The sequence below is a fragment of the Cedecea neteri genome (assembly GCF_000757825.1).
Lineage (GTDB): Bacteria > Pseudomonadota > Gammaproteobacteria > Enterobacterales > Enterobacteriaceae > Cedecea > Cedecea selenatireducens.
In genome coordinates, this window is the sequence record NZ_CP009451.1 from 3,498,211 (window position 1) to 3,520,102 (window position 21,892).

Annotated in this window: 18 protein-coding genes; 10 read left to right on the forward strand and 8 right to left on the reverse strand. The window is 54.2% G+C overall.

Annotated features, from left to right (window positions below; all coding sequences use genetic code 11):
- The first annotated feature begins 2 nt into the window (after positions 1 to 2).
- Complete coding sequence (locus JT31_RS16210) at positions 3 to 452, forward strand: flavodoxin (RefSeq protein ID WP_038479365.1); 450 nt, start codon at positions 3 to 5, stop codon at positions 450 to 452.
- Positions 453 to 497: 45 nt separating this feature from the next.
- On the opposite strand, the gene JT31_RS16215 is transcribed toward JT31_RS16210, so the two are convergent.
- Both JT31_RS16215 and JT31_RS16220 read right to left on the reverse strand, forming a co-directional pair.
- Positions 498 to 839 (reverse strand): helix-turn-helix domain-containing protein, encoded by a 342-nt coding sequence (locus JT31_RS16215; protein ID WP_038479370.1) that lies wholly within the window; start codon positions 837 to 839, stop codon positions 498 to 500.
- A 42-nt stretch (positions 840 to 881) separates the two neighbouring features.
- The gene (locus JT31_RS16220) at positions 882 to 2,009 is read right to left on the reverse strand and encodes an MBL fold metallo-hydrolase (protein WP_052049010.1); all 1,128 of its coding nucleotides are present in this window, start codon (positions 2,007 to 2,009) and stop codon (positions 882 to 884) included.
- 184 nt (positions 2,010 to 2,193) lie between these two features.
- Between JT31_RS16220 and JT31_RS16225 the strand changes: the two genes are divergently transcribed.
- Positions 2,194 to 2,766: a TetR/AcrR family transcriptional regulator gene (locus JT31_RS16225; protein ID WP_038479373.1), complete on the forward strand. Its 573-nt coding sequence runs from the start codon at positions 2,194 to 2,196 to the stop codon at positions 2,764 to 2,766.
- A gap of 69 nt (positions 2,767 to 2,835) precedes the next feature.
- On the opposite strand, the gene barA is transcribed toward JT31_RS16225, so the two are convergent.
- Positions 2,836 to 5,592 (reverse strand): two-component sensor histidine kinase BarA, encoded by a 2,757-nt coding sequence (gene barA, locus JT31_RS16230; RefSeq protein ID WP_038479376.1) that lies wholly within the window; start codon positions 5,590 to 5,592, stop codon positions 2,836 to 2,838.
- Between the two features lie 61 nt (positions 5,593 to 5,653).
- On the opposite strand from barA, the gene rlmD reads away from it, so the two are divergent.
- The 6 genes from rlmD to adhP all read left to right on the forward strand — a co-directional run bounded on the left by rlmD (position 5,654) and on the right by adhP (position 14,580).
- Positions 5,654 to 6,967: a 23S rRNA (uracil(1939)-C(5))-methyltransferase RlmD gene (gene rlmD / locus JT31_RS16235; protein WP_038479379.1), complete on the forward strand. Its 1,314-nt coding sequence runs from the start codon at positions 5,654 to 5,656 to the stop codon at positions 6,965 to 6,967.
- Between the two features lie 51 nt (positions 6,968 to 7,018).
- Positions 7,019 to 9,250, forward strand: coding sequence for a GTP diphosphokinase (relA, locus tag JT31_RS16240; RefSeq protein ID WP_038479382.1), 2,232 nt, complete (start codon positions 7,019 to 7,021; stop codon positions 9,248 to 9,250).
- A 99-nt stretch (positions 9,251 to 9,349) separates the two neighbouring features.
- A complete protein-coding gene (mazG, locus tag JT31_RS16245) occupies positions 9,350 to 10,141 on the forward strand; it encodes a nucleoside triphosphate pyrophosphohydrolase (RefSeq protein WP_038479385.1) in 792 nt (263 codons plus the stop codon).
- Positions 10,142 to 10,366: 225 nt separating this feature from the next.
- Complete coding sequence (pyrG, locus tag JT31_RS16250) at positions 10,367 to 12,004, forward strand: glutamine hydrolyzing CTP synthase (protein WP_038479387.1); 1,638 nt, start codon at positions 10,367 to 10,369, stop codon at positions 12,002 to 12,004.
- 87 nt (positions 12,005 to 12,091) lie between these two features.
- Complete coding sequence (gene eno, locus JT31_RS16255; RefSeq protein ID WP_016538007.1) at positions 12,092 to 13,396, forward strand: phosphopyruvate hydratase; 1,305 nt, start codon at positions 12,092 to 12,094, stop codon at positions 13,394 to 13,396.
- Between the two features lie 167 nt (positions 13,397 to 13,563).
- Positions 13,564 to 14,580 carry an alcohol dehydrogenase AdhP gene (adhP, locus tag JT31_RS16260; RefSeq protein ID WP_038479390.1) on the forward strand — a complete coding sequence of 339 codons (1,017 nt, stop codon included), beginning with the start codon at positions 13,564 to 13,566 and terminating at the stop codon, positions 14,578 to 14,580.
- A gap of 32 nt (positions 14,581 to 14,612) precedes the next feature.
- Here adhP and JT31_RS16265 read toward each other — a convergent pair whose 3' ends face one another.
- Genes JT31_RS16265 through JT31_RS16275 form a run of 3 tightly spaced genes read right to left on the reverse strand, consistent with a single transcriptional unit; the run spans position 14,613 to position 16,902 of the window.
- Complete coding sequence (locus tag JT31_RS16265; RefSeq protein WP_038479394.1) at positions 14,613 to 15,725, reverse strand: M20 family metallopeptidase; 1,113 nt, start codon at positions 15,723 to 15,725, stop codon at positions 14,613 to 14,615.
- 3 nt (positions 15,726 to 15,728) lie between these two features.
- On the reverse strand, positions 15,729 to 16,196 hold the full coding sequence (locus JT31_RS16270) for a YjiG family protein (RefSeq protein WP_038479397.1): 468 nt from the start codon (positions 16,194 to 16,196) through the stop codon (positions 15,729 to 15,731).
- Positions 16,189 to 16,902, reverse strand: coding sequence for a nucleoside recognition domain-containing protein (locus tag JT31_RS16275; RefSeq protein WP_038479400.1), 714 nt, complete (start codon positions 16,900 to 16,902; stop codon positions 16,189 to 16,191). Before JT31_RS16275 ends, JT31_RS16270 begins: the two co-directional genes overlap by 8 nt.
- A 272-nt stretch (positions 16,903 to 17,174) precedes the next feature.
- Between JT31_RS16275 and queE the strand changes: the two genes are divergently transcribed.
- Complete coding sequence (gene queE, locus JT31_RS16280) at positions 17,175 to 17,846, forward strand: 7-carboxy-7-deazaguanine synthase QueE (RefSeq protein WP_038483216.1); 672 nt, start codon at positions 17,175 to 17,177, stop codon at positions 17,844 to 17,846.
- A gap of 46 nt (positions 17,847 to 17,892) precedes the next feature.
- On the opposite strand, the gene JT31_RS16285 is transcribed toward queE, so the two are convergent.
- Both JT31_RS16285 and JT31_RS16290 read right to left on the reverse strand, forming a co-directional pair.
- On the reverse strand, positions 17,893 to 19,371 hold the full coding sequence (locus tag JT31_RS16285; RefSeq protein WP_038479403.1) for an FGGY-family carbohydrate kinase: 1,479 nt from the start codon (positions 19,369 to 19,371) through the stop codon (positions 17,893 to 17,895).
- A gap of 26 nt (positions 19,372 to 19,397) precedes the next feature.
- A complete protein-coding gene (locus JT31_RS16290; protein WP_038479406.1) occupies positions 19,398 to 20,696 on the reverse strand; it encodes an MFS transporter in 1,299 nt (432 codons plus the stop codon).
- Positions 20,697 to 21,044: 348 nt separating this feature from the next.
- Between JT31_RS16290 and JT31_RS16295 the strand changes: the two genes are divergently transcribed.
- Positions 21,045 to 21,830: an SDR family oxidoreductase gene (locus JT31_RS16295; protein ID WP_038479409.1), complete on the forward strand. Its 786-nt coding sequence runs from the start codon at positions 21,045 to 21,047 to the stop codon at positions 21,828 to 21,830.
- The last annotated feature ends 62 nt before the right edge of the window (positions 21,831 to 21,892 follow it).

A 21,892-nucleotide genomic window follows, 5' to 3' on the forward strand; every position in this document is an offset into this window, starting at 1 on the left:
CGATGGCCGAAGTGGGTATTTTTGTAGGCACAATGTACGGCAACGCGCTGTTAGTGGCGGAAGAAGCCGAAACCATTCTTAAAAAACACGGCCATCAGGCAAAGGTGTTTGAAGATCCTGAACTGGCGGACTGGCAGTATTACCGCAACCATTATGCGCTGGTGGTGACGTCCACGACCGGGCAGGGCGATCTGCCGGACAGTATTGTCCCTTTGTTCCAGGCCATTAAAGATCGGCTTGGCTACCAGCCTGAGCTGCATTACGGACTGATTGCCCTGGGTGACAGCAACTACGACCATTTCTGCGGCGGGGGTAAGCAGTTTGATGCCATGCTTCAGGAGCAGGGGGCAACGCGGATTTCTGACGTGCTGACTATTGACGCCAACGACCACCCGGAGCCTGAAGTCATTTCTGGCCCGTGGGTTGAGCAGTGGGCGACTTTGCTGAAATGAGTGCAGGCAGGGCGGAAAAGCCATGCCTGGCCGCCCTGAAAAATCTTAATTAAGCGTTTGATCGTGCTCGCGACGGTAGGCGCCGGGAGAGGTGTTGAACCTTTTTCCGAACGTACGGGTAAAGGACTGCTGCGAATCAAAACCGTAGCGTACCGAGATATCGAGGATTTTATCCTCGGTATTTTTCAGATCTTCCGCCGCCAGCTGCAGCTTGCGTTCACGAATGTAGGCACCGAGGCTCTTCCCCGCCCAGTCTGAGAACATCCGCTGTAAGTACCACTTCGAGTAGCCGGACTGCCTGGCGACTTCTTCAATACGCAGCGGGCGCTGCATGTTGCCGTCGACCCACTCAAGCAGAGATTCCATAAAATCTTTAGGCATGGACATATCACCTCCTTCTACATCTTGATCGTTCGATGATTGATAAACCTATTCCCACCAGGAGTCGAAGACCTGGTGTGATTTGCTGACTGCCAGTATTTGCCCCATTTCCGGCGTTAGCAGCTGGTAGCCGCGGCCCGCGCTTGCGGCAGCGATGCGGCGGAAGGGCTCGTCCCAGCTATGGTTCGCCAGCGCAAATCGACCCGCATGTCCCGGCACCATCGTTTTAGCGCCCAGCTCATCCGTGGCCTGCGCCGCTTCTTCCGGCATCATGTGAATGTACTTCCAGCCTTCGTCGTACTGGCCGTTTTCCATAATGGCGAGATCGATATCGTTAAACTGTTCGCCAATTTGCTTAAAGTGGGGGCCATAGCCGGTGTCGCCGCTGTAATAAACTTTCCGCTGCGGGGTGACCAACATAAAGCTGGCCCACAGCGTTTTGTTGCCGGTTAAACCGCGGCCGGAGAAATGACGAGCCGGCAGAGCGTGGATCGTTAACTCGCTATCAATAGCCACTTTTTCCTGCCAGTCGAGTTCGTGGATGAGCGTTGGATCAAAGCCCCAGGCTTCAAAGTGCGCGCCAACGCCCAGCGGGGTGACGATCTGCTTAATTTTCGGTTTCAGCGCGCGTAATGTTGGGTAGTCCAGATGATCCCAGTGATCGTGAGAGATAATCAGGGTGTCGATTTCCGGCATATCCTCCGCTCGCCACGGATAGTCTCCGGCAAAGGCCTTATTCAGAAAGGCGAACGGCGCGGCATAGTGGCTGAATACCGGATCGATAAGAATGCGTTTGCCACCGAGCTGGATAAACCAGGACGAGTGCCCGAGCCACACCACCAGATCCTGCTGCTTATCAAGCGCGGCCAGGTCGGTTTTGACCAGCGGCAGGGGACGATCGGGTTTTACCGTATCCGGCCGGGAGAAGAAGAAATCCCACAGCGCCGCCAGGCGACCTCGCTTGTCTGTCATCATTGGCGTGTCTTGCTGATTGTGGAATTTGCCGTCGCGGTACTGGGGCGATTGCTGGATGCGTTCGAGACGGCTGCCCTGCGGCAATTTGCCAAATTCAGTCATCGGGAACAGCGCAGCGCTAGTGGCAGTAAGGCCTAATAACATAATCACGACCATGAATTTTAGGGTTAACGAACGCTTGCCAGAATGCGCGGCAGCCATAAAGGATTCTCTTGGGATTTATGCGGGTAATATTGCTATTGAGTGAGTAAACACTCATTATAGGCAGGTAAGGTCAACCGTCAACAAAATTTACGGTATGATAAAGAACATGACGTTCAGCGATCGTTTCTATCCAGCGTTCGCTGAAATCCTATCCATATAGATAACTGGCTTGTGAGGAACCGTGGCTCGTCCAAAAAGTGAAGATAAACGATTAGCATTACTCGATGCGGCTACCGATGCGATTGCGGAGCTGGGATTAGGGGCGGCAACGTCTTTAATTGCCAGAAAGGCGGGCGTGGCCGAAGGGACGTTGTTCCGCTATTTCCCGACCAAAGACGAGTTGCTGAATGCAGTTTATCTTCATCATAAGCGAGATCTCGGCAGCGAGCTGATGAAGACTTATGACCGCCACGCGCCAAGTAAAGAGCGCTCAAGAACGGTGTGGGGAAACTATATCGACTGGGGGCTGGTGAACATTAACGCTCGTAAAGCGATGCGCCAGCTGGCCGTTTCCGGCAAGATCACGTCTGAAACGCTGGAGCAGGTTTACCAGGCGTATCCTGACCTGCGGGATTTGTCGAAGGAGTGCGTGACCAACGAGGCGTTGACCGGCATTGAATCGTCCTTTGCCGATGCTATTTTCTTCGGGCTGGCGGAAACCACGATGGAATTTGCCGGGCGTGAACCTTCGCGCAGGGAAGAGTACAAATCCGCCGGGTTTGACGTGATGTGGCGCGGCATGACCAAAGGCTAAGCCGCAGCACGTTTATCTCTACAGGCAAAGAGGGCGCTGAACATTTCCCCTTTGCCTTTAATGCCGCGTTCAAATCTGGTACTTCTTCGCCTCACGCGCAACGTTATCCATTTCGTCCAGCAGCTCCAGAATTTCAGGTTCCATCTCTTCCGGCGCGGTGCCGCTGCGTAATTCGTGTTCCAGCGTCTGACAGAGTTTTTTCATGCGCGGAACGCCGCTGTAGCTGCAACTGCCGTGGAGCTTATGGACGATATCGATAAGTCCTTCGGGTTTGTCGCCAACCAGCTGTTCTTCCAGAATATTTCTCACTTCCGGCAAAAACTCCAGCAGCATTTCAAGCATCTCGCGGGCCAGATCGGCTTTGTTCGCGGCCTGATGCAGCGCCAGGTTCCAATCCAGCGTTTTATTGATGTTAATAGCCGGAGGTGCCGGTTCTTCCTGCTGGGCAGGAAGCAAGCCGATGTTGCCCGGATGGTAGCGCATCAGCAGGCGATGCAGCTTTTCCTCTTCAATCGGCTTGGCCAGATAGTCGTTCATGCCGGCGCTCATCAGCTTCTCTTTTTGCCCTGCCAGCGCGTGCGCGGTGACGGCTATCACCGGGGTTTGCTGATGATGTGGCAGCTGGCGTATCAGTTCGCAGGCACGAATTCCATCCATTTCCGGCATTTGAATGTCCATTAAAATAATGTCGATATTCATCTGCCTGGCGCGTTCCAGCGCCTGTGAGCCGCTTTCGCACAGCACCACCTGCTGCACTCTGTCTTCCAGCAGGGCGCCTATCAGCTTCAGGTTTGCCGGGTTGTCATCCACCGCCATGACCGCCATCGGCAGCTTATCGTCCTGCTCAATAAACGGCAGCGTCAGATTCGCTTTAGGGCAGCTTTCTAGCAGCATTGGGAACAGACGCGTGGAGGTGATAGGTTTTAACAGACAGCCCGCCACGCCCTGGCGTTTAAGCTCCTCAGCGCCAACCTGAGTGTGGCAAGGCAGCGCCAGAATCAGGCAGTCCGCCATGGTCACCGCTTTGGCGAGCTTAGGGTTCGCCAGCGTGAGCGTTTCCGTAAAGGTGACGGGAATGCCGCACAGCAGGATATCAAAATGCTCATCTGGCAGCCCGGACAGCGACGGGCTGTGGACCACTTCCAGCGGGGTGTTCTGCAGCAAATTCAGCGTACTCTGCGCGGCGGTACCGTTTGGTTCAACGTAACCCAGGCGCTTGCCCGCCAGTTTGTCCATCGCCTGCCTGTCGTTGACGGCATTCGAGTTCAGGTCGAGGCTGATGTGAAACCAGAAGGTTGAGCCACGATGAGGTTTGCTGTGGAAGGAGATATCGCCGCCCATCTCATTGACCAGTTTCTGGGTGATAACCAACCCAAGGCCCGTACCGCCGTGGCGGCGCGAGATACTTGCATCTGCCTGGCGAAAAGCCTGGAAGAGCCGCGACTGCTCCTGTTCAGGAATGCCGATTCCGGTATCGTGGATCTGCATTTCAATCTGAACTTTGTTATTCCCTTCCGCGCGTTTTTCCACCAGCAGGTCGATGTTGCCAGTTTCGGTAAACTTAATGGCGTTGCCCACCAGGTTAGTGACGACCTGCTGCAGGCGCAGAGGATCGCCTATCACGTTGTCCGGCACGTCATTTTTGATATTGAGCGTCAGCTCAAGGCCCTTGTCGTGGGCAGAATGTGCCAGCAACGTGACTACTTCATCCAGCGTATTGCGCAGCGGGAACGGAATGGACTCCAGCATCAGCTTGCCCGCTTCCAGCTTGGAGAAGTCCAGCACGTCGTTAATGATAGTGAGTAAGTTATTGGCCGAACGTTCAATCGTATAGAGATGGTCGCGCTGGGTGGGATTCAAGTCCGTTTTTAACGTCAGACGGGTGAAGCCGATAACCCCGTTAAGCGGCGTACGCAGCTCATGGGACATGTTTGCCAGAAATTCGGATTTAATACGGGCGGCTTCCTGCGCACGTTTCTTGGCAAGATCGAGCTCCACGTTCTGAATTTCCATCTGCTCGAGGGTTTCGCGCAGGTCGGATGTGGCCTGATCAACGTTGTGCTGCATCTCTTCGTGGTAGGCGGTCAGCGACATTGCCATTGAGTTAATGCCGTTTTTCAGCATATCCAGTTCGCCGAGCATAAATCCTTCCACCCGGCTATCCAGCTGCCCACGGCGGATGCGGTCAACGGTATTCACCATGTTGCGAATCGGCCCGGTCACGTCGCGCATCAGGCGGTAGGCAAACAGCATCGCGATCCCGATGCAGAACAGCATCATCAGCGTGGAAATAAAGATCTCGCGGTACTGTTGAAGCCGAACCGACTTGAGATCCAGCTCCATGGCTACATAGCCAAGCGTGCTGTTGCTCTGCTTAACGCTGGTTTCAGCAGATTCATCCGGCGAATATCTTTCGGAAATAATCGGCATCCGCAGGATCATCACGTCGCCGGCCCGGTTTACGGTGAGATCGGTCGGCAGCTTTGCCCCATCGGGCAGCTTCAGGCGAACGGCGTTATGCTGAAAATTAGAGGTAACGAACAGCTTATTGCTTTCATCGTAGATGGAAATGCCGCGCACGATGTCCGAATGGCGGCGGTGCAGCACGCTGACCAGTTGGCGAATCGACTCCCGGCTATGGAAGTTCATTCCATACTCGCTGGAAACCGCCAGCGGTTCGATAATGCTGGCGCCCGCATCCTCCAGCTGGCGCTGTAAGTCATTGTAGCGGTGGACAACGAAAAAGATGCTGAGCAGCAAACCGACCAAAAGCGTCGGGGCCAGAATCAGGATCATCATGCGTGCGCGCAGGCTGTAGTTGGTCATGGGGTTCCGATATGGGACAATAAAAGCAACAGTGACATTCGAGAACATATCTACTTACATCATGGCGCAATTCTACTCTGCAAAGCGACGCGATACGAATCGTGAATTACTTACCGTGACCGTAACCGACCTTGACCCGTTCGGTCAGGGCGTTGCACGTCACAAAGGCAAGGCGCTGTTTATTCGTGGCGCGTTGCCGGGCGAACAGGTCGAGGTTCGCATTACTGAAGATAAGCGTAGCTACGCTCAGGCAGAGGTAAAGCGCCGTTTAAACGACAGCCCTGAGCGCGTAAAACCTCGCTGCCCGCATTTTGGCGTCTGCGGGGGGTGCCAGCAGCAGCACGTTAGCTTGGCGCTGCAGCAGGAGGCGAAGTCAAAAGCGCTTGGGCGCATGATGGGCGAGCGCGAACAGCCGCGCCTGGTGGACGACATTATTTCTGCTGATTCATGGGGATACCGCCGTCGCGCACGGCTGGGGTTGAATTACCAGCCCCGTACGCAAACCCTACAGATGGGCTTTCGTAAGGCGAGCGACAAGGCGCTGGTGGATATTCACCATTGCCCCGTGCTGGCGCCCCGGCTTGAAGCATTACTTGAACCTTTACGCCTGTGCTTGTCTGAATTAAGTATCGTCAACCGTCTTGGGCACGTGGAGCTGGTTCTGGCCGACGGCGGGCCGCTGATGGTGCTGCGGCATTTGGCCCCGCTCAGTCAGGGTGACCGGCAAAAACTGGAACGGTTTTCGCATTCCCATGAGGTGGCATTGTTCCTCGCCCCGGACAGCGACAGCCTGGAATCGCTGGCGGAGGACGAGCCCTGGTATCATTCAGACGGGCTACGCTTAACCTTTAGCCCACGAGATTTCATCCAGGTGAATGATGCGGTGAACCAGCAAATGGTGGCCAGGGCTATCGAGTGGTTGGAGGTGCAGCCTGAGGATCGGGTGCTAGATTTGTTCTGCGGAATGGGGAATTTTACCCTGCCGTTGGCAAAACGAGCCGCCGCGGTGGTGGGCGTTGAAGGCGTTGCTGCGCTGGTAGCGAAAGGTGAATATAATGCTCAGCGTAATTCGCTGAAAAACGTCACATTCTTCCATGAAAACCTGGAAGATGACGTGACGCGTCAGCCGTGGGCGCAGCAAGGATTTACTAAAATATTGCTCGACCCGGCGCGGGCCGGCGCGGCGGGGGTTATGCAGCACGTCATCAAGCTGGCGCCGAGCCGCGTGGTGTACGTTTCCTGTAACCCGACCACGCTGGCGCGCGACAGCGAAGCGTTGTTGGCCGCCGGGTACCACATTAAACGACTGGCCATGCTCGATATGTTCCCCCACACCGGGCATCTGGAGTCTATGGCGCTCTTTGAGCGTAATTAAAAGGGTTAATCAGGCGCATTGGCCTGAGCGTTAGCCCGACAGGAGAGGATAATGGTTGCGGTAAGAAGTGCACATATCAACAAAGCTGGCGAATTTGCGCCCGAAAAATGGATTGCAAGCCTCGGGATTTCCAACCAGCAGTCGTGTGAACGCTTAGCCGAAACCTGGGCGTATTGTGAACGCCAGACCAAAGGACATCCCGACGCCGAGCTGCTGTTGTGGCGTGGCGTGGAGATGGTCGAAATCCTCTCGATGCTGAGTATGGACAACGATACGCTGCGCGCCTCGCTGCTGTTCCCGCTGGCGGACGCGGGCGTGGTCAGTGAAGAAGTGATGCTGGAAAGCGTCGGCAAACAGGTGGTTACCCTGATTCACGGCGTGCGTGACATGGACGCTATTCGCCACCTGAAAGCGACCCACAACGACTCCGTTTCTTCTGACCAGGTGGATAACGTTCGCCGGATGCTGCTGGCGATGGTGGACGACTTCCGCTGCGTGGTCATTAAGCTTGCGGAACGTATCGCCCATCTGCGCGAAGTGAAAGACGCGCCGGAAGATGAGCGCGTGCTGGCGGCGAAAGAATGTACCAATATCTATGCGCCGCTGGCGAACCGCCTGGGCATTGGCCAGCTTAAGTGGGAGCTGGAAGATTACTGCTTCCGCTACCTGCACCCGGAAGAATACAAGCGTATAGCGAAGCTGCTGCACGAGCGCCGTATCGATCGCGAGCAGTACATCGACGATTTTGTCGGCACGCTGCGCTCTTCGATGAAAGAAGAGGGCGTAAAGGCTGAAGTTTATGGCCGACCAAAACATATCTACAGCATTTGGCGCAAGATGCAGAAAAAGCATCTCGCGTTTGACGAACTGTTTGACGTGCGCGCCGTGCGCATCGTCGCCGAGCGCCTGCAGGACTGCTACGCGGCGCTGGGGATAGTCCACACTCACTTCCGCCACCTGCCGGATGAGTTTGACGACTATGTCGCAAACCCTAAACCGAATGGCTACCAGTCCATTCACACCGTGGTGCTCGGCCCGAACGGCAAAACCATAGAGATACAGATCCGCACCAGGCAGATGCATGAAGATTCCGAGCTGGGCGTGGCCGCACACTGGAAGTACAAAGAGGGCAATGCGCGCAGCGGCAGCTCAGGTCATGAAGACCGCATTGCGTGGCTGCGCAAGCTTATCGCCTGGCAGGAAGAGATGTCCGACTCCGGCGAGATGCTCGACGAAGTCCGTAGCCAGGTCTTTGACGACCGCGTATACGTGTTTACGCCGAAGGGGGATGTTGTTGACCTGCCGGCCGGCTCGACGCCGCTGGACTTCGCCTACCACATCCACAGCGATGTCGGGCATCGCTGCATCGGGGCGAAAATCGGCGGGCGCATCGTGCCGTTCACCTACCAGCTGCAGATGGGCGACCAGATTGAAGTCATTACCCAGAAGCAGCCAAATCCGAGCCGCGACTGGCTGAACCCAAACCTGGGATACATTACCACCAGCCGCGGGCGCGCGAAGATCCATAACTGGTTCCGCAAGCAGGATCGGGACAAGAACATTCTTGCCGGTCGCCAGATCCTGGACGACGAAATTGAGCATCTGGGGATCAGCCTGAAAGAAGCTGAGAAAACGCTGCTGCCGCGCTACAACTTCAACGAAATTGAAGAGCTGCTGGCGGCCATCGGCGGGGGGGATATCCGCCTCAATCAGATGAGCAACTACCTGCAGGCGCAGTTTAATAAGCCGAGCGCAGAAGAACAGGATGCCGCCGCGCTGCGTCAGCTGACGCAAAAAACCTATGCCCCGCCGCAGTCGCGCAGCAAAGACAATGGTCGCGTCGTTGTGGAGGGCGTAGGAAATCTTATGCACCACATCGCCCGCTGCTGTCAGCCGATTCCGGGAGATGAAATCGTCGGCTTCATCACCCAGGGGCGAGGGATCTCGATTCACAGTGCGGACTGTGACCAGCTTGCAGAGCTGCAGTCTCATGCGCCGGAACGTATCGTTGATGCCGTTTGGGGGGAAAGCTACTCCAGCGGCTATTCGCTGGTGGTGCGCGTGACGGCGAACGATCGCAGCGGTCTGCTACGCGACATCACGACGATTCTGGCGAACGAAAAGGTTAACGTGCTTGGCGTTGCCAGCCGAAGCGACACGAAGCAGCAGCTGGCCACTATCGATATGACCATCGAGATCTACAACCTGCAGGTGCTTGGCCGCGTGCTGGGCAAGCTGAATCAGGTGCCGGACATTATCGATGCTCGCAGGCTGCACGGCTAATTTATTGCCCCTCACTCCTGAGAACGATTCTACTCGATCCAGTTCCCTCTCCCTTTTAGGGAGAGGGTTAGAGTGAGGGTAAAAAAACAAGGAATAACAATGACTCAAATCGACCGCCTGCTCGGGATCATGCAACGCCTGCGCGATCCTGAAAATGGCTGCCCGTGGGATCGCGAACAAACCTTTGCCACCATCGCCCCTTACACTCTCGAAGAAACCTATGAAGTGCTCGACGCCATTAACCGTGAAGATTTTGACGATCTGCGCGGTGAGCTAGGCGATCTTCTATTCCAGGTGGTGTTTTACGCCCAGATGGGGCAGGAAGAAGGGCGCTTTAATTTTGAGGATATCTGTCGGGGCATCAGCGACAAGCTTGAGCGTCGCCACCCGCATATCTTTGCTGACGGGGACGCCACGACCAGCGGTGAAGTGCTGGCGAAGTGGGAGCAAATCAAAATTGAAGAACGCGCGCAGAAGGCACAACACTCTGCACTCGACGATATCCCCGAGGCGCTGCCCGCGCTGATGCGGGCGCAAAAAATCCAGAAACGCTGCTCAAACGTCGGCTTCGACTGGAAGACGCTTGGCCCGGTGCTGGATAAAGTGCACGAAGAAATTGATGAAGTGATGTTTGAAGCCCAGCAGGCCGTGGTGGATGAGGCAAAACTGGAAGAAGAAGTGGGCGATTTATTGTTCGCTACCGTCAATCTGGCTCGTCATCTGGGCACCAAAGCCGAGGTCGCTTTACAAAAAGCGAACCGAAAATTTGAGGCCCGTTTCCGAAAAGTGGAAGCGATTGTTGCCGCTCAGGGGCTGACCATGGAGCAGGCGGGGCTGGAGATTATGGAAAAGGCCTGGCAGGAAGTGAAACGCCAGGAAACTGATATCTAAAGCGTTTTTGCTATCAAGTGCGCTTTATGGCGCTTTTTATTTAACAAGCGATTGATTTGCGTCAAAAACATTTATCACGGAAGGGCTATTTTCTTAGCCTGACTGTGGGGCCAGGAGAAAATCCACAGGACAGAATGAATGTTTGTGGCACCCATGCTGTTCGGGTATACTGCTTTCCCGTCCTGGTTATTCCATCGTCTTTAAACCTAACTTCTCAGGTTCAGCATGACAACGAACTATATTTTTGTGACCGGCGGGGTCGTATCCTCTCTGGGTAAAGGCATTGCCGCAGCCTCCCTCGCAGCTATTCTTGAAGCCCGTGGCCTCAACGTATCCATCATGAAACTCGATCCGTACATCAACGTCGATCCGGGTACCATGAGCCCTATTCAACATGGGGAAGTGTTCGTTACCGAAGACGGCGCTGAAACCGACCTGGATTTGGGTCACTACGAGCGCTTTATCCGTAACAAGATGAGCCGCCGTAACAACTTCACCACCGGCCGTATCTATTCTGACGTTCTGCGTAAAGAACGCCGTGGTGACTATCTTGGCGCGACCGTGCAGGTTATCCCGCACATCACCAACGCCATTAAAGAACGTATTCTGGAAGGCGGCGAAGGCCACGACGTAGTGCTGGTTGAAATCGGCGGTACCGTCGGTGACATCGAATCCCTGCCGTTCCTTGAAGCGATTCGCCAGATGGCGGTAGAAGTGGGCCGTGAGCACACCCTCTACATGCATCTGACGCTGGTGCCTTACATGGCCGCAGCCGGTGAAGTGAAAACTAAGCCGACTCAGCACTCCGTAAAAGAACTGCTCTCCATTGGTATCCAGCCAGACGTGCTGATTTGCCGTTCTGACCGCGTTGTACCGGCCAACGAACGTGCGAAGATTGCATTGTTCTGTAACGTTCCAGAGAAAGCGGTAATCTCTCTGAAAGACGTCGATTCTATCTATAAAATTCCAGGCCTGTTGAAATCACAGGGGCTGGACGATTATATTTGTAAACGATTCAGCTTGAACGCGCCGGAAGCCAATCTGGCAGAATGGGAACAGGTTATCTACGAAGAAGCCAACCCAACGGGCGAAATCACCATCGGTATGGTCGGTAAGTACATAGAACTGCCGGATGCCTATAAATCGGTGATTGAAGCGCTGAAACACGGCGGGCTGAAAAACCGTCTGACCGTGAACATCAAGCTGATTGATTCACAGGATGTTGAAACTCGTGGCGTTGAGCTGCTGAAAGGTCTGGATGCTATCCTGATCCCTGGCGGCTTCGGCTATCGCGGCGTTGAAGGCAAAATTGCTACCGCGCGCTATGCCCGTGAAAACAACATCCCGTACCTCGGTATTTGCCTGGGTATGCAGGTTGCCCTTATCGAGTTCGCCCGTAACGTGGCGGGCATGGATAACGCCAACTCCACTGAATTTGTGCCAGACTGTAAGTACCCTGTGGTGGCATTGATCACCGAGTGGCGCGATGAAGAAGGCAACGTTGAAGTGCGCACCGAGAAGAGCGATCTGGGCGGCACAATGCGCCTCGGCGGGCAGCAATGTCAGCTGACCGACGGTAGCCTGGTTCGTCAGATGTACGGTGAGCCGACTATCGTTGAACGCCATCGCCATCGCTATGAAGTCAACAACATGTTGTTGAAACCGATTGAAGCAGCTGGTTTACGTGTTGCAGGTCGTTCCGGTGATGACCAACTGGTGGAAATCATTGAGGTGCCAAACCATCCATGGTTTGTTGCCTGCCAGTTCCACCCGGAATTCACTTCGACTCCGCGTGACGGGCACCCACTGTTTGCAGGCTTCGTGAAAGCCGCCGGTGAGTACCAGAAACGCCAGGCGAAGTAAGTAGAGTTAGAACGGCAACGCGCGACATTCTCGCGCGTTGTTTGTCTGGAGTTTTAGTTTAACGTTGTGACTTGAGGAAAACCTACTATGTCCAAAATTGTGAAAGTGATCGGTCGTGAAATCATCGACTCCCGCGGTAACCCGACTGTTGAAGCCGAAGTTCACCTGGAAGGCGGTTTCGTTGGTCTGGCAGCTGCACCATCAGGTGCTTCTACCGGTTCCCGTGAAGCTCTGGAACTGCGCGATGGCGACAAATCTCGTTTCATGGGTAAAGGCGTACTGAAAGCTGTTGCTGCTGTTAACGGCCCGATCGCTGAAGCTGTGCTTGGCAAAGATGCTAAAGACCAGGCTAACATCGATAAGATCATGATCGATCTGGATGGCACCGAGAACAAATCCAAGTTTGGCGCTAACGCCATCCTGGCTGTTTCTCTGGCTGCTGCTAAAGCTGCTGCTGCCTCTAAAGGCCTGCCGCTTTACGCTCACATCGCTGAACTGAACGGCACCCCAGGCAAATACTCTATGCCTCTGCCTATGATGAACATCATCAACGGCGGCGAGCACGCTGACAACAACGTTGATATTCAAGAGTTCATGATTCAGCCTGTTGGCGCAAAAACGCTGAAAGAAGCGGTACGTATCGGTTCTGAAGTGTTCCATAACCTGGCTAAAGTGCTGAAGTCCAAAGGCATGAACACCGCTGTTGGTGACGAAGGTGGCTACGCGCCTAACCTGGGTTCCAACGCAGAAGCGCTGGCTGTAATCGCTGAAGCGGTTAAAGCAGCAGGTTACGAGCTGGGTAAAGACGTTACTCTGGCAATGGACTGTGCAGCGTCTGAATTCTACAAAGACGGTAAATACGTTCTGGCTGGCGAAGGCAACAAAGCGTTCACCTCCGAAGAGTTCACTCACTTCCTGGAAAACCTGACCAAAGATTACCCAATCGTTTCTATCGAAGACGGTCTGGACGAATCTGACTGGGCTGGTTTCGCATACCAGACCAAAGTTCTGGGCGACAAAATCCAGCTGGTTGGTGACGATCTGTTCGTAACCAACACCAAGATCCTGAAAGAAGGTATCGAAAAAGGCATCGTTAACTCCATCCTGATCAAATTCAACCAGATCGGTTCCCTGACCGAAACTCTGGCTGCGATCAAAATGGCGAAAGACGCTGGCTACACTGCGGTTATCTCTCACCGTTCAGGCGAAACCGAAGACGCTACCATCGCTGACCTGGCTGTTGGTACCGCTGCTGGCCAGATCAAAACCGGTTCTATGAGCCGTTCTGACCGTGTTGCTAAGTACAACCAGCTGATTCGTATCGAAGAAGCACTGGCTGCACAGGGCACCCCAGCGCCGTTCAACGGTCTGAAAGAAGTTAAAGGCCAGTAATTTCTTACTGCTGCTTTAGACTTTGAAAAACCCGCTTCGGCGGGTTTTTTTTCGTCTTAAATTTAAAACCTTTCACATCAAATGCTTAATTAACGCTTATCTGTTGCGTCCTTCGGCCTGCTGGGCCAGGCTTGTCGGGTTATTCACATCAGGTCAGGAGACCGCATATGAAAGCAGCAGTAGTAAGTCAGAACCATTCAGTCGATATCGTTGATAAACCCGTGCGTTCGCTGGAGCATGGTGAAGCGCTGTTGGCTATGGAATGCTGTGGCGTTTGCCATACGGATTTGCACGTTAAAAACGGCGACTTTGGCGATGTTACCGGCACCACGCTGGGGCATGAAGGCATTGGCATCGTGAAGGCGATTGGGCCGGGTGTCAGCTCGCTGAAAGTAGGCGATCGGGCAAGCGTGGCCTGGTTCTTCCGCGGATGCGGCCACTGTGAATACTGTAATTCTGGTAATGAAACCCTGTGCCGTAGCGTAACCAATGCGGGCTTTACCGTAGACGGCGGCATGGCGGAAGAATGCATCGTGGTGGCTGACTATGCGGTAAAAGTGCCGGATGGCCTGGCATCTGCCGAAGCCAGCAGCATTACCTGTGCCGGGGTAACAACCTATAAAGCGGTAAAAGTTTCCCATATTAAGCCGGGCCAGTGGATTGCTATCTACGGTTTAGGTGGCCTCGGCAACCTCGCGCTGCAGTACGCCAAAAACGTCTTTAACGCGAAGGTTATTGCGGTTGACGTCAACGACGCTCAGCTCGAATTCGCCAAAGAGAGCGGGGCCGATCTGGTGATCAACTCCCGTAACGAAGACGCGGCAAAAATCATTCAGGAAAAAACCGGTGGTGCCCACGCCGCGGTAGTGACTGCCGTTGCTAAAGCAGCCTTTAACTCTGCCGTTGACGCTGTTCGTGCCGGGTCTCGTATCGTGGCCGTTGGCCTGCCGCCGGAGTCCATGAGCCTGAACATTCCTCGCCTGGTACTGGACGGCATTGAGGTTGTTGGCTCGCTGGTCGGTACGCGTCAGGACCTGACCGAGGCATTCCAGTTTGCAGCGGAAGGAAAGGTAACGCCGAAGGTGACGCTACGTCCTCTGGAGGACATTAATACCATTTTCCATGAAATGGAGAGCGGCAAGATCAAAGGCCGCATGGTGATTGATTTTAAACTGAAAAAATAATGAAGCAGGCCGGGAAGATCCCGGCCTTTTTTTTACAGCGAGCGAATAACTTCACGCAGCAGTCGAACCCGAGGTTCAATGCTGTTCAGCTCCAGGTATTCAGAAGGGGAATGGAAGCCCGCGCCTATAGGGCCAAATCCGTCCAGAGAAGGTATGCCAAGGGCCGCCGTGTGATTGGCGTCTGAGCCACCGCCTACCGCCTGCCAGCGGACTTCTACGTCGACAGCCTCACCGGCTTTTTCCACCAGCTTCATCAGCTTTTCCGTTTCGGCGGAAGGCGACATCGCTGGCGTTTGTGCCTGCTGTTCGACGGTTGTTAGCACATCTGGTTCGAACTGGCGCTGGCTGAACGACTGAACGGCCTCGTTAACCCGCAGATATTCGTCGTTATCATTGAAGCGAAGATCGACAATCATCTCCGCGCGATCCGCCACTATATTCGCCCCGACGCCGCCGGAAATAACGCCGGTGTTCAGCGTGGTACCCTTAGTCGGATCGGCCAAATCGCTTATCGCCAGCACCGCGTGAGCGAGCGCTTTAACCGCCGAACGCCCTTTTTCCGGATCGTTACCCGCATGGGCGGCAACGCCTTTAAAAGCCAGGCGGTAGCGGGCCATGCCTTTTCGCGCTTTTACCAGTGAGCCGTCGGCTCTTGCGGCTTCGCACACCAGCACACAGCGGCTGCGTTTTGCGATGCCGCCGATCCATTCGTGCGAATAGGCCGAGCCAGTTTCTTCGTCCGGGTTCATGGCCACGGCGATAGCGAGCCGCTCAAGATCCGCTTTTTCCAGCCCGCGCAGAGCCCAGAGAATTGCCAGAAGCCCGCTTTTCATGTCCGAAACGCCAGGCCCATAGGCGCGATCGCCTTCAATGCTGAAAGGGCGCTCTGAAACGGTTCCCGGCGGGAATACGGTATCCATATGTCCCACCAGTAAAACGTCGTACCACGTGGCATTGGGTTTATTGGTGGCAAACAGACCCGGCCCCACTTTGTTCCCCAGATCAACGCTGTCACAGTGCCAGTTTTCTGACAGATACCATTGCTGAAAGATATGGCTGACCTCTTCCACACCAGCAGGGGTGGCGGTGCCGCAGTCGATATTCACGACTCTTTTTAACTCTTGAAGATACTGTTTCAGGTCCATGAATTACTCCAGAATAAGAACGCGCATGATCAGCATGGCGCAAAATGCGTTGAGTACGGAAAGGGCTATCATCAGCGGAATGCGTTTCGCAGGGATGCCAACGACGCCGAGAATACGCCCGGCATACTGCACCTGCGAGCCCATCAAATAGATGGCCGGCGCGAGAATAGCCAGGTGTTCTCCGCTGAGAATTCCTCTTTCAAACAGGCTGATAGCGACGCCTACGCCGCCGCCCATCGACATCCAGCCGCCGATAAGTACCGCCGCGGCTTCACCGGGCAGCCCGAAGAGTTTCATTACCGGGCCAAACAGCCACGCCATACCCTGCAGCGCGCCCGTCAGCTCAAGCGCATAGATAATAATGAATGCCATCAATACATTGGGCAGCGTGCTGGTAGTGGCTATGGTCCAGCCTTTGCGCGCCCCGGCCACAAAGACATCGGTGATCATCGGTTTTGCTGTATCAGCCATGCTGCACCTCTGTTTTTGCTTTGCGCTCTGTGACGTTCAGGATCAGGCGCATCATGTTTGCCCCCACGATTTTCATAATGAATATCACGGCGACGCACATGCCAATAGAGCTTGGCACGGCCTGGCTGCCGTCAACGGCGATCAGCGTGAAGAGCACCGCCCCGGAAGAGAAAAAGTTGGTGATCATGGCTCCGGCGGAAAACTGGAACATGGTGAACACGGTTTTTTCTTTTTCGGTAATCTGACCTTCATCAGCCAGCACGCGGGTGAGCGACGCGCCAACGTCGGTACTTTGCAGGCTGCCGATTAGCGCAAGGCCAGTGGCACCGGGAACGCCCATCAAGGGCCGGAGGAGAGGCGTCAGCAGCTTTCTTGCGGCCCGCAGTGCGCCGTAGTGTTCCAGCACGTTAATCATGCCCAGCGCAAACATCACGGCAGGAATCAGGCCGAAAGCGAAGAGAAAGCCGTCCATTGCGCCATACCCGCCGTTGCCGCGGAAGGCGCTTTTGGCGATATCCAGCGATTCTCCGGCTGGATTAACGCCGCTGACAACTTTGCCGAAGGCGCCGTTTAGCGTGGTGAAGTCAAACACGCCATACCAGTTTTTCCCGCCCAACAGGCCAGAAAAAAAGACCATCGCAAATAGCAAACTAAACCAGGCGCTGAGCCCCACTCTTTGTTGTCCGGGAACAGAAGAATTATCCATTTATCATTTCCTTATGTGATTTCAGGGGAAAGCCAGATGGATGCTAGGACTTAGCAATACGTGCCGTGATGACGACGATCAACATCGGGAGCGAACAATTAATCACCGTGAGAAAGTTGAGAGCTGGTACACAGTAACCGTGAAAATGGAGGTTTTGCTTCGGGCTGAATCATAGGACGTGCATCTGACATCGCCGCGGCGCAGCCGCTTTCGCATGATCTCCATCGCCAGTTCTGCGATAATTACTTTTTGTGACTATGACCGAGATGATTATGCAGTACCCGATTAACGAGATGTTCCAGACCCTGCAAGGGGAAGGCTATTTTACCGGCGTGCCCGCCATTTTTATTCGCCTGCAGGGTTGCCCGGTAGGCTGCGCCTGGTGCGATACCAAACATACCTGGGATAAGCTCGCGGATCGCGAAGTTTCGCTGTTCAGCATCCTGGCCAAAACCAAAGAAAGCGACAAATGGGGCGCGGGAAGCGCCGAAGATCTGCTGGCGGTGATTGGCCGTCAGGGCTATACCGCGCGGCATGTGGTTATCACCGGCGGCGAGCCTTGCATTCACGATCTTACGCCGCTGACCGATCTGCTGGAGAAAAACGGGTTTAGCTGCCAGATAGAAACCAGCGGCACTCACGAAGTGCGCTGCACGGCGAATACCTGGGTGACGGTTTCCCCTAAGGTGAACATGCGCGGCGGCTACGACATTCTGTCGCAGGCGCTGGAGCGAGCGGATGAAATTAAGCATCCAGTGGGCCGCATGCGCGACGTTGAAGCGCTGGACGAACTGCTTGCCACGCTGACGGACGAGAAGAGTCGGATTATTGCCTTACAGCCGATCAGCCAAAAAGACGACGCGACGCGCCTGTGTATTGAAACCTGTATCGCGCGTAACTGGCGTCTGTCGATGCAAACTCATAAGTATCTGAATATTGCCTGATGCGTTAAGCCGGGCGTCGAAAGGGCACCCGGCTTTGAACGTGAGGTTAAGCGTTGGACCAGCTTTGAATAGCGTCTGTGTTCTCCAGGTCTCCGTGCAGTACCTGATACGATTTCTTCAAAATGGCATCAGTATGCTGCGTTAACTCCCTGAAAATCCCCTTGTTTAGCGCCTCATAGCGCTTAGCGTTGCTTTCAACAGGCATAAACACATCTTTGACCCGCACCATTTTTTCGACGGCTTCTTCATAGCTGGTATACAGCCCTAGCCCAACGGCGGTGTTGATGGCCGCGCCCAGGCTTGCACAGCCGTTGATGGCGTTACGCCTGACCGGCAGATTGAACACGTCGGCAAAGATTTGCATAAACAGATCGCTGTAGGAACCGCCGCCGGTGATTATCACGTGTTTGGCAAAGTGGTCCATCTCATGGCACATATTGTCGTAGTTGTTTTTCAACGTCAGCGCGATGCTTTCGAGGATTGAACGGTAAATCCATGCGTAGTCCATGCTGGAATCAAACCCAATCATGATCCCACGTTTGAACGGTTCCCACGGATTGGTCAGCCAGTCCAGAACGGTCATCAGGCCGTTACAGCCCGGTGGCACCAGAGCAGCCTTTTTATTCAGTAGCCCTTCCGGCGAGAGATTTTGCGCTTTGGCATCCTGAATCAGCGACTCGCCCAGCATGTCCCGCAGCCAGCTCACCGTCCACATCCCCTTGCGGATACCGTAACCTTCATACAGCAGCGTTTCCGGAATGGACGACATGATTGGCCACCAGGCGACAGGCGCTTTTGGCAGCGCTTTGCCGTTCATCATCAGCGCGATATAGGTGCCGAGGGAAATCACCGCGGTTTCGTCATCCAGCAGCCCGGCCCCCAGCGCTTCGACCGGTTTATCGCTGGTGGTGCAAACCACCGGTAACCCTGCCGGGAAACCCGTTGCCCTGGCGGCTTTCTCCGTAAGATGGCCGATGATCGTGCCCGGCATCTGAACATCAAACAGCATGGTGCGCGGAATGTTGAATTTCTTCAGCACTTCGCCATCGTCGCTCCACGACCACGTTTTGTAATCCACCGGCCACTGGCCAAAATAGTTGGCGATATTGTCTTTGAACTCCCCGGTTAAGCGGTGCGACAAATACCCCGAGAATGATGTCACCCAGGCGACATCAGGGTTAGTGTGCTCGTAAGGCCGGGTGACGCGAGCATCCTGCCAGCTGATCAGCGGCTCAGCAGGGGTGCCATCGGCTTTTAATAAGGCACGGCAGCAGCGTATGGAGCCGAGTCCAATCCCGACGATGGCGCTCATGTCGCCCGTAAAATTGCTCATCAAATCCTGCCCGGCGCGGCACAGCGAGTCCCACAGATCGTCGTCAGGGTGCTCGGCGGTATCCGCATCAGGCGTGTGCATCGGCTGGAGCTGCCCCTTGCCTTCGCAGACGATATTGCCCGCCAGATCGTACATCACGACTTTTGTACTCTGGCTGCCACCATCAATCCCAATGATGTATTTCTTCGACATTGCCTTTCTCCTTCAATTTTCCCTCATCACTCGCCTGTTGCGGCCAGCGATGCCAATTTTTCCTGTGCCACGTCGGCTGCACGAATTTTGCGAATCAGCAAAAAGGCAAAGACAATAACCATGCACAGCGCGGCTAATCCCATTAGCCACATGTTGCGGTAGGCTTCCCCGGCCGGAAGGGTGTCCTGCCAGTGGCCGACAAGCGGGTAAACAAACACGTCCGGCAGGAAGCCAATGACCGAGCAGATGCCGACGGTGGTACCCATAATGTAGGGCGGCGTTCTGGCTTCGCCCGGGCAGGCCCAGTAAAGCCCGCGCGAGGCGTAGCAGGTGAAGCCCAGCAGCAGGATCAGGCCAATGCCCATGGCGACGGACTGAGGATTTGAGTTTGTCGCCAGTAGCGCAACCAATGCCACGGCACCGACAATAGAAAGCAACTGCACAACGCGAGTCGGCGACTTAATTCGGCTGTAGGTGGTAATGATGCCGCCCAGCGGGCCGCAAAAGGCGCGGAAGATTTTATTTATCACGATGCCCATATAGCTGGCGGCCACCAGCGACATGCCGTACATCTCCGTCAGGTAGTTGGTGGAGTAGCTCAGGATTGCATAGATAGTGTAGACCCCGAAGATAACCATGCTGCAGTACCAGGTGGTGCTGATGCGCAATACGGACAGAATATCTTTGAGCTGGAACGCCGGTTTTTTAGCTTCCTGAGCATCCTCCGTGCGGCCGGTAAAGCCATCGCTGACGAAGAACCAACACAGCACGCCGAGCGCAATATAAACGCCGCTGTAGATCAGAATGACGGCCTTAAGGCTGTTGGCATCTTCCGGGGCGAAGCGTGAGAATACCCACATGGTGAAGACCGCCAGCGCCATGACTCCCACGCCTCGCAGGCCTTCCATCCAGCCCATGATTTTCCCCTGTTCGCTGTGATCGCCCAGCAGGGACGCGGCTTTAATGGAGACCGACCACAGCATCAGAATCGTGGTGATGGCGAAGGCAACCTGAATAACTATCATCATCCAGAGCGGGGGGTAGAAAGCCATGACGATGCCCAGCAGGCCGGTGGTAATCATTGCCAGGGTCATCATTAAGCGGTGAGAAAATTTGTCGGCAATAATTCCGCTGGGCGCATAAAGGATAATTGCGGTTATTCCGAAAGTACTCATGATTAAGCCTATTTCGGTATTGCTAAATCCCATAAATTTTGCCATTGGGATTTGGTAAATATACCTTAAATAAGCAAGGTCAAAGCTTACGCCACCACTGATACTTATTATTGCCAGCGTTAGCCAGCGACGAAAATTTGAATCACGCATGGTGTACTCTCAGTGAGTAGGGTTGTTGAAGACAAAAAAAAGAGAAAAGCAACCAATCCCTTGTGGGGGCTGATTACTTTTCTCATAGGCTCTAGTAATTGCGGAGATTATTATCATGAGACACTGTTTTTTAGTGTGAGAAATATCACGCTATTGGTTTTCACGGTGAATAATTTAGCGTTAAAACCTTCGCGTTAATGAGTTGTGATGTTGATCACATAACGCAGTCTGCCGCTGTGATACTTATTTTAGCCAGTTACTAGAGACGATGAGAAAAGTAACTTCCCTTTCGGGGGGAGCTTACTTTTCTCATTTTTTTTTGCGTTTAAAAAACTTAAGGAGTTCACCATGTCGCTCAGCGCACTCAACGAATTCTCACTGGACTTCTTCTCGCTGAAAGGGAAGACGGCGATTGTCACCGGCGGCAACAGCGGGCTGGGGCAGGCGTTTGCCATGGCGCTGGCGAAAGCCGGGGCGAATGTGTTTATTCCAACGGTGGTGGAAGAGAAAGGAGAAACGCGTCAACTTATTGAACAGCAAGGCGTAAAAGTGGCCTTTATGACCGTCGACATTACCGAAAAAGGCGCGCCTGCTCAGGTCATTGCCCGGTGCCTTGAAACCTTCGGCTCGGTGGATATTCTGGTCAACAACGCCGGGATTTGTAAGCTCAACAAGGTGCTGGACTTCGGCCGCGCCGACTGGGACCCGATGATCAATATCAACCTGACCGCCGCGTTTGAATTAAGCCACGAAGCGGCAAAAGTGATGATTCCGCAAAAACACGGAAAAATCATTAATATCTGTTCGTTATTTTCTTATCTTGGCGGGCAGTGGTCTCCGGCTTATTCCGCCACAAAACATGCCCTGGCCGGCTTAACGAAAGCGTATTGTGATGAGTTAGGTCAATATAATATTCAGGTGAACGGTATCGCGCCTGGTTATTATGCCACCGATATTACTACTGAAACTCGTAAAAATCCGGAAACCAATAAACGCGTACTTGATCATATTCCAGCCAACCGCTGGGGTGAAACTCAGGATCTTATGGGGGCGATGGTTTATTTATCCAGCCGCGCTTCAGATTATGTGAATGGCCATTTATTAGTGGTTGATGGTGGTTATTTAGTCAGGTGATTCTCGCAGGGTGGTTCCTGCTTTCTATTATTTTTATCCGTATTCCCTTATTTGTCAGGAAG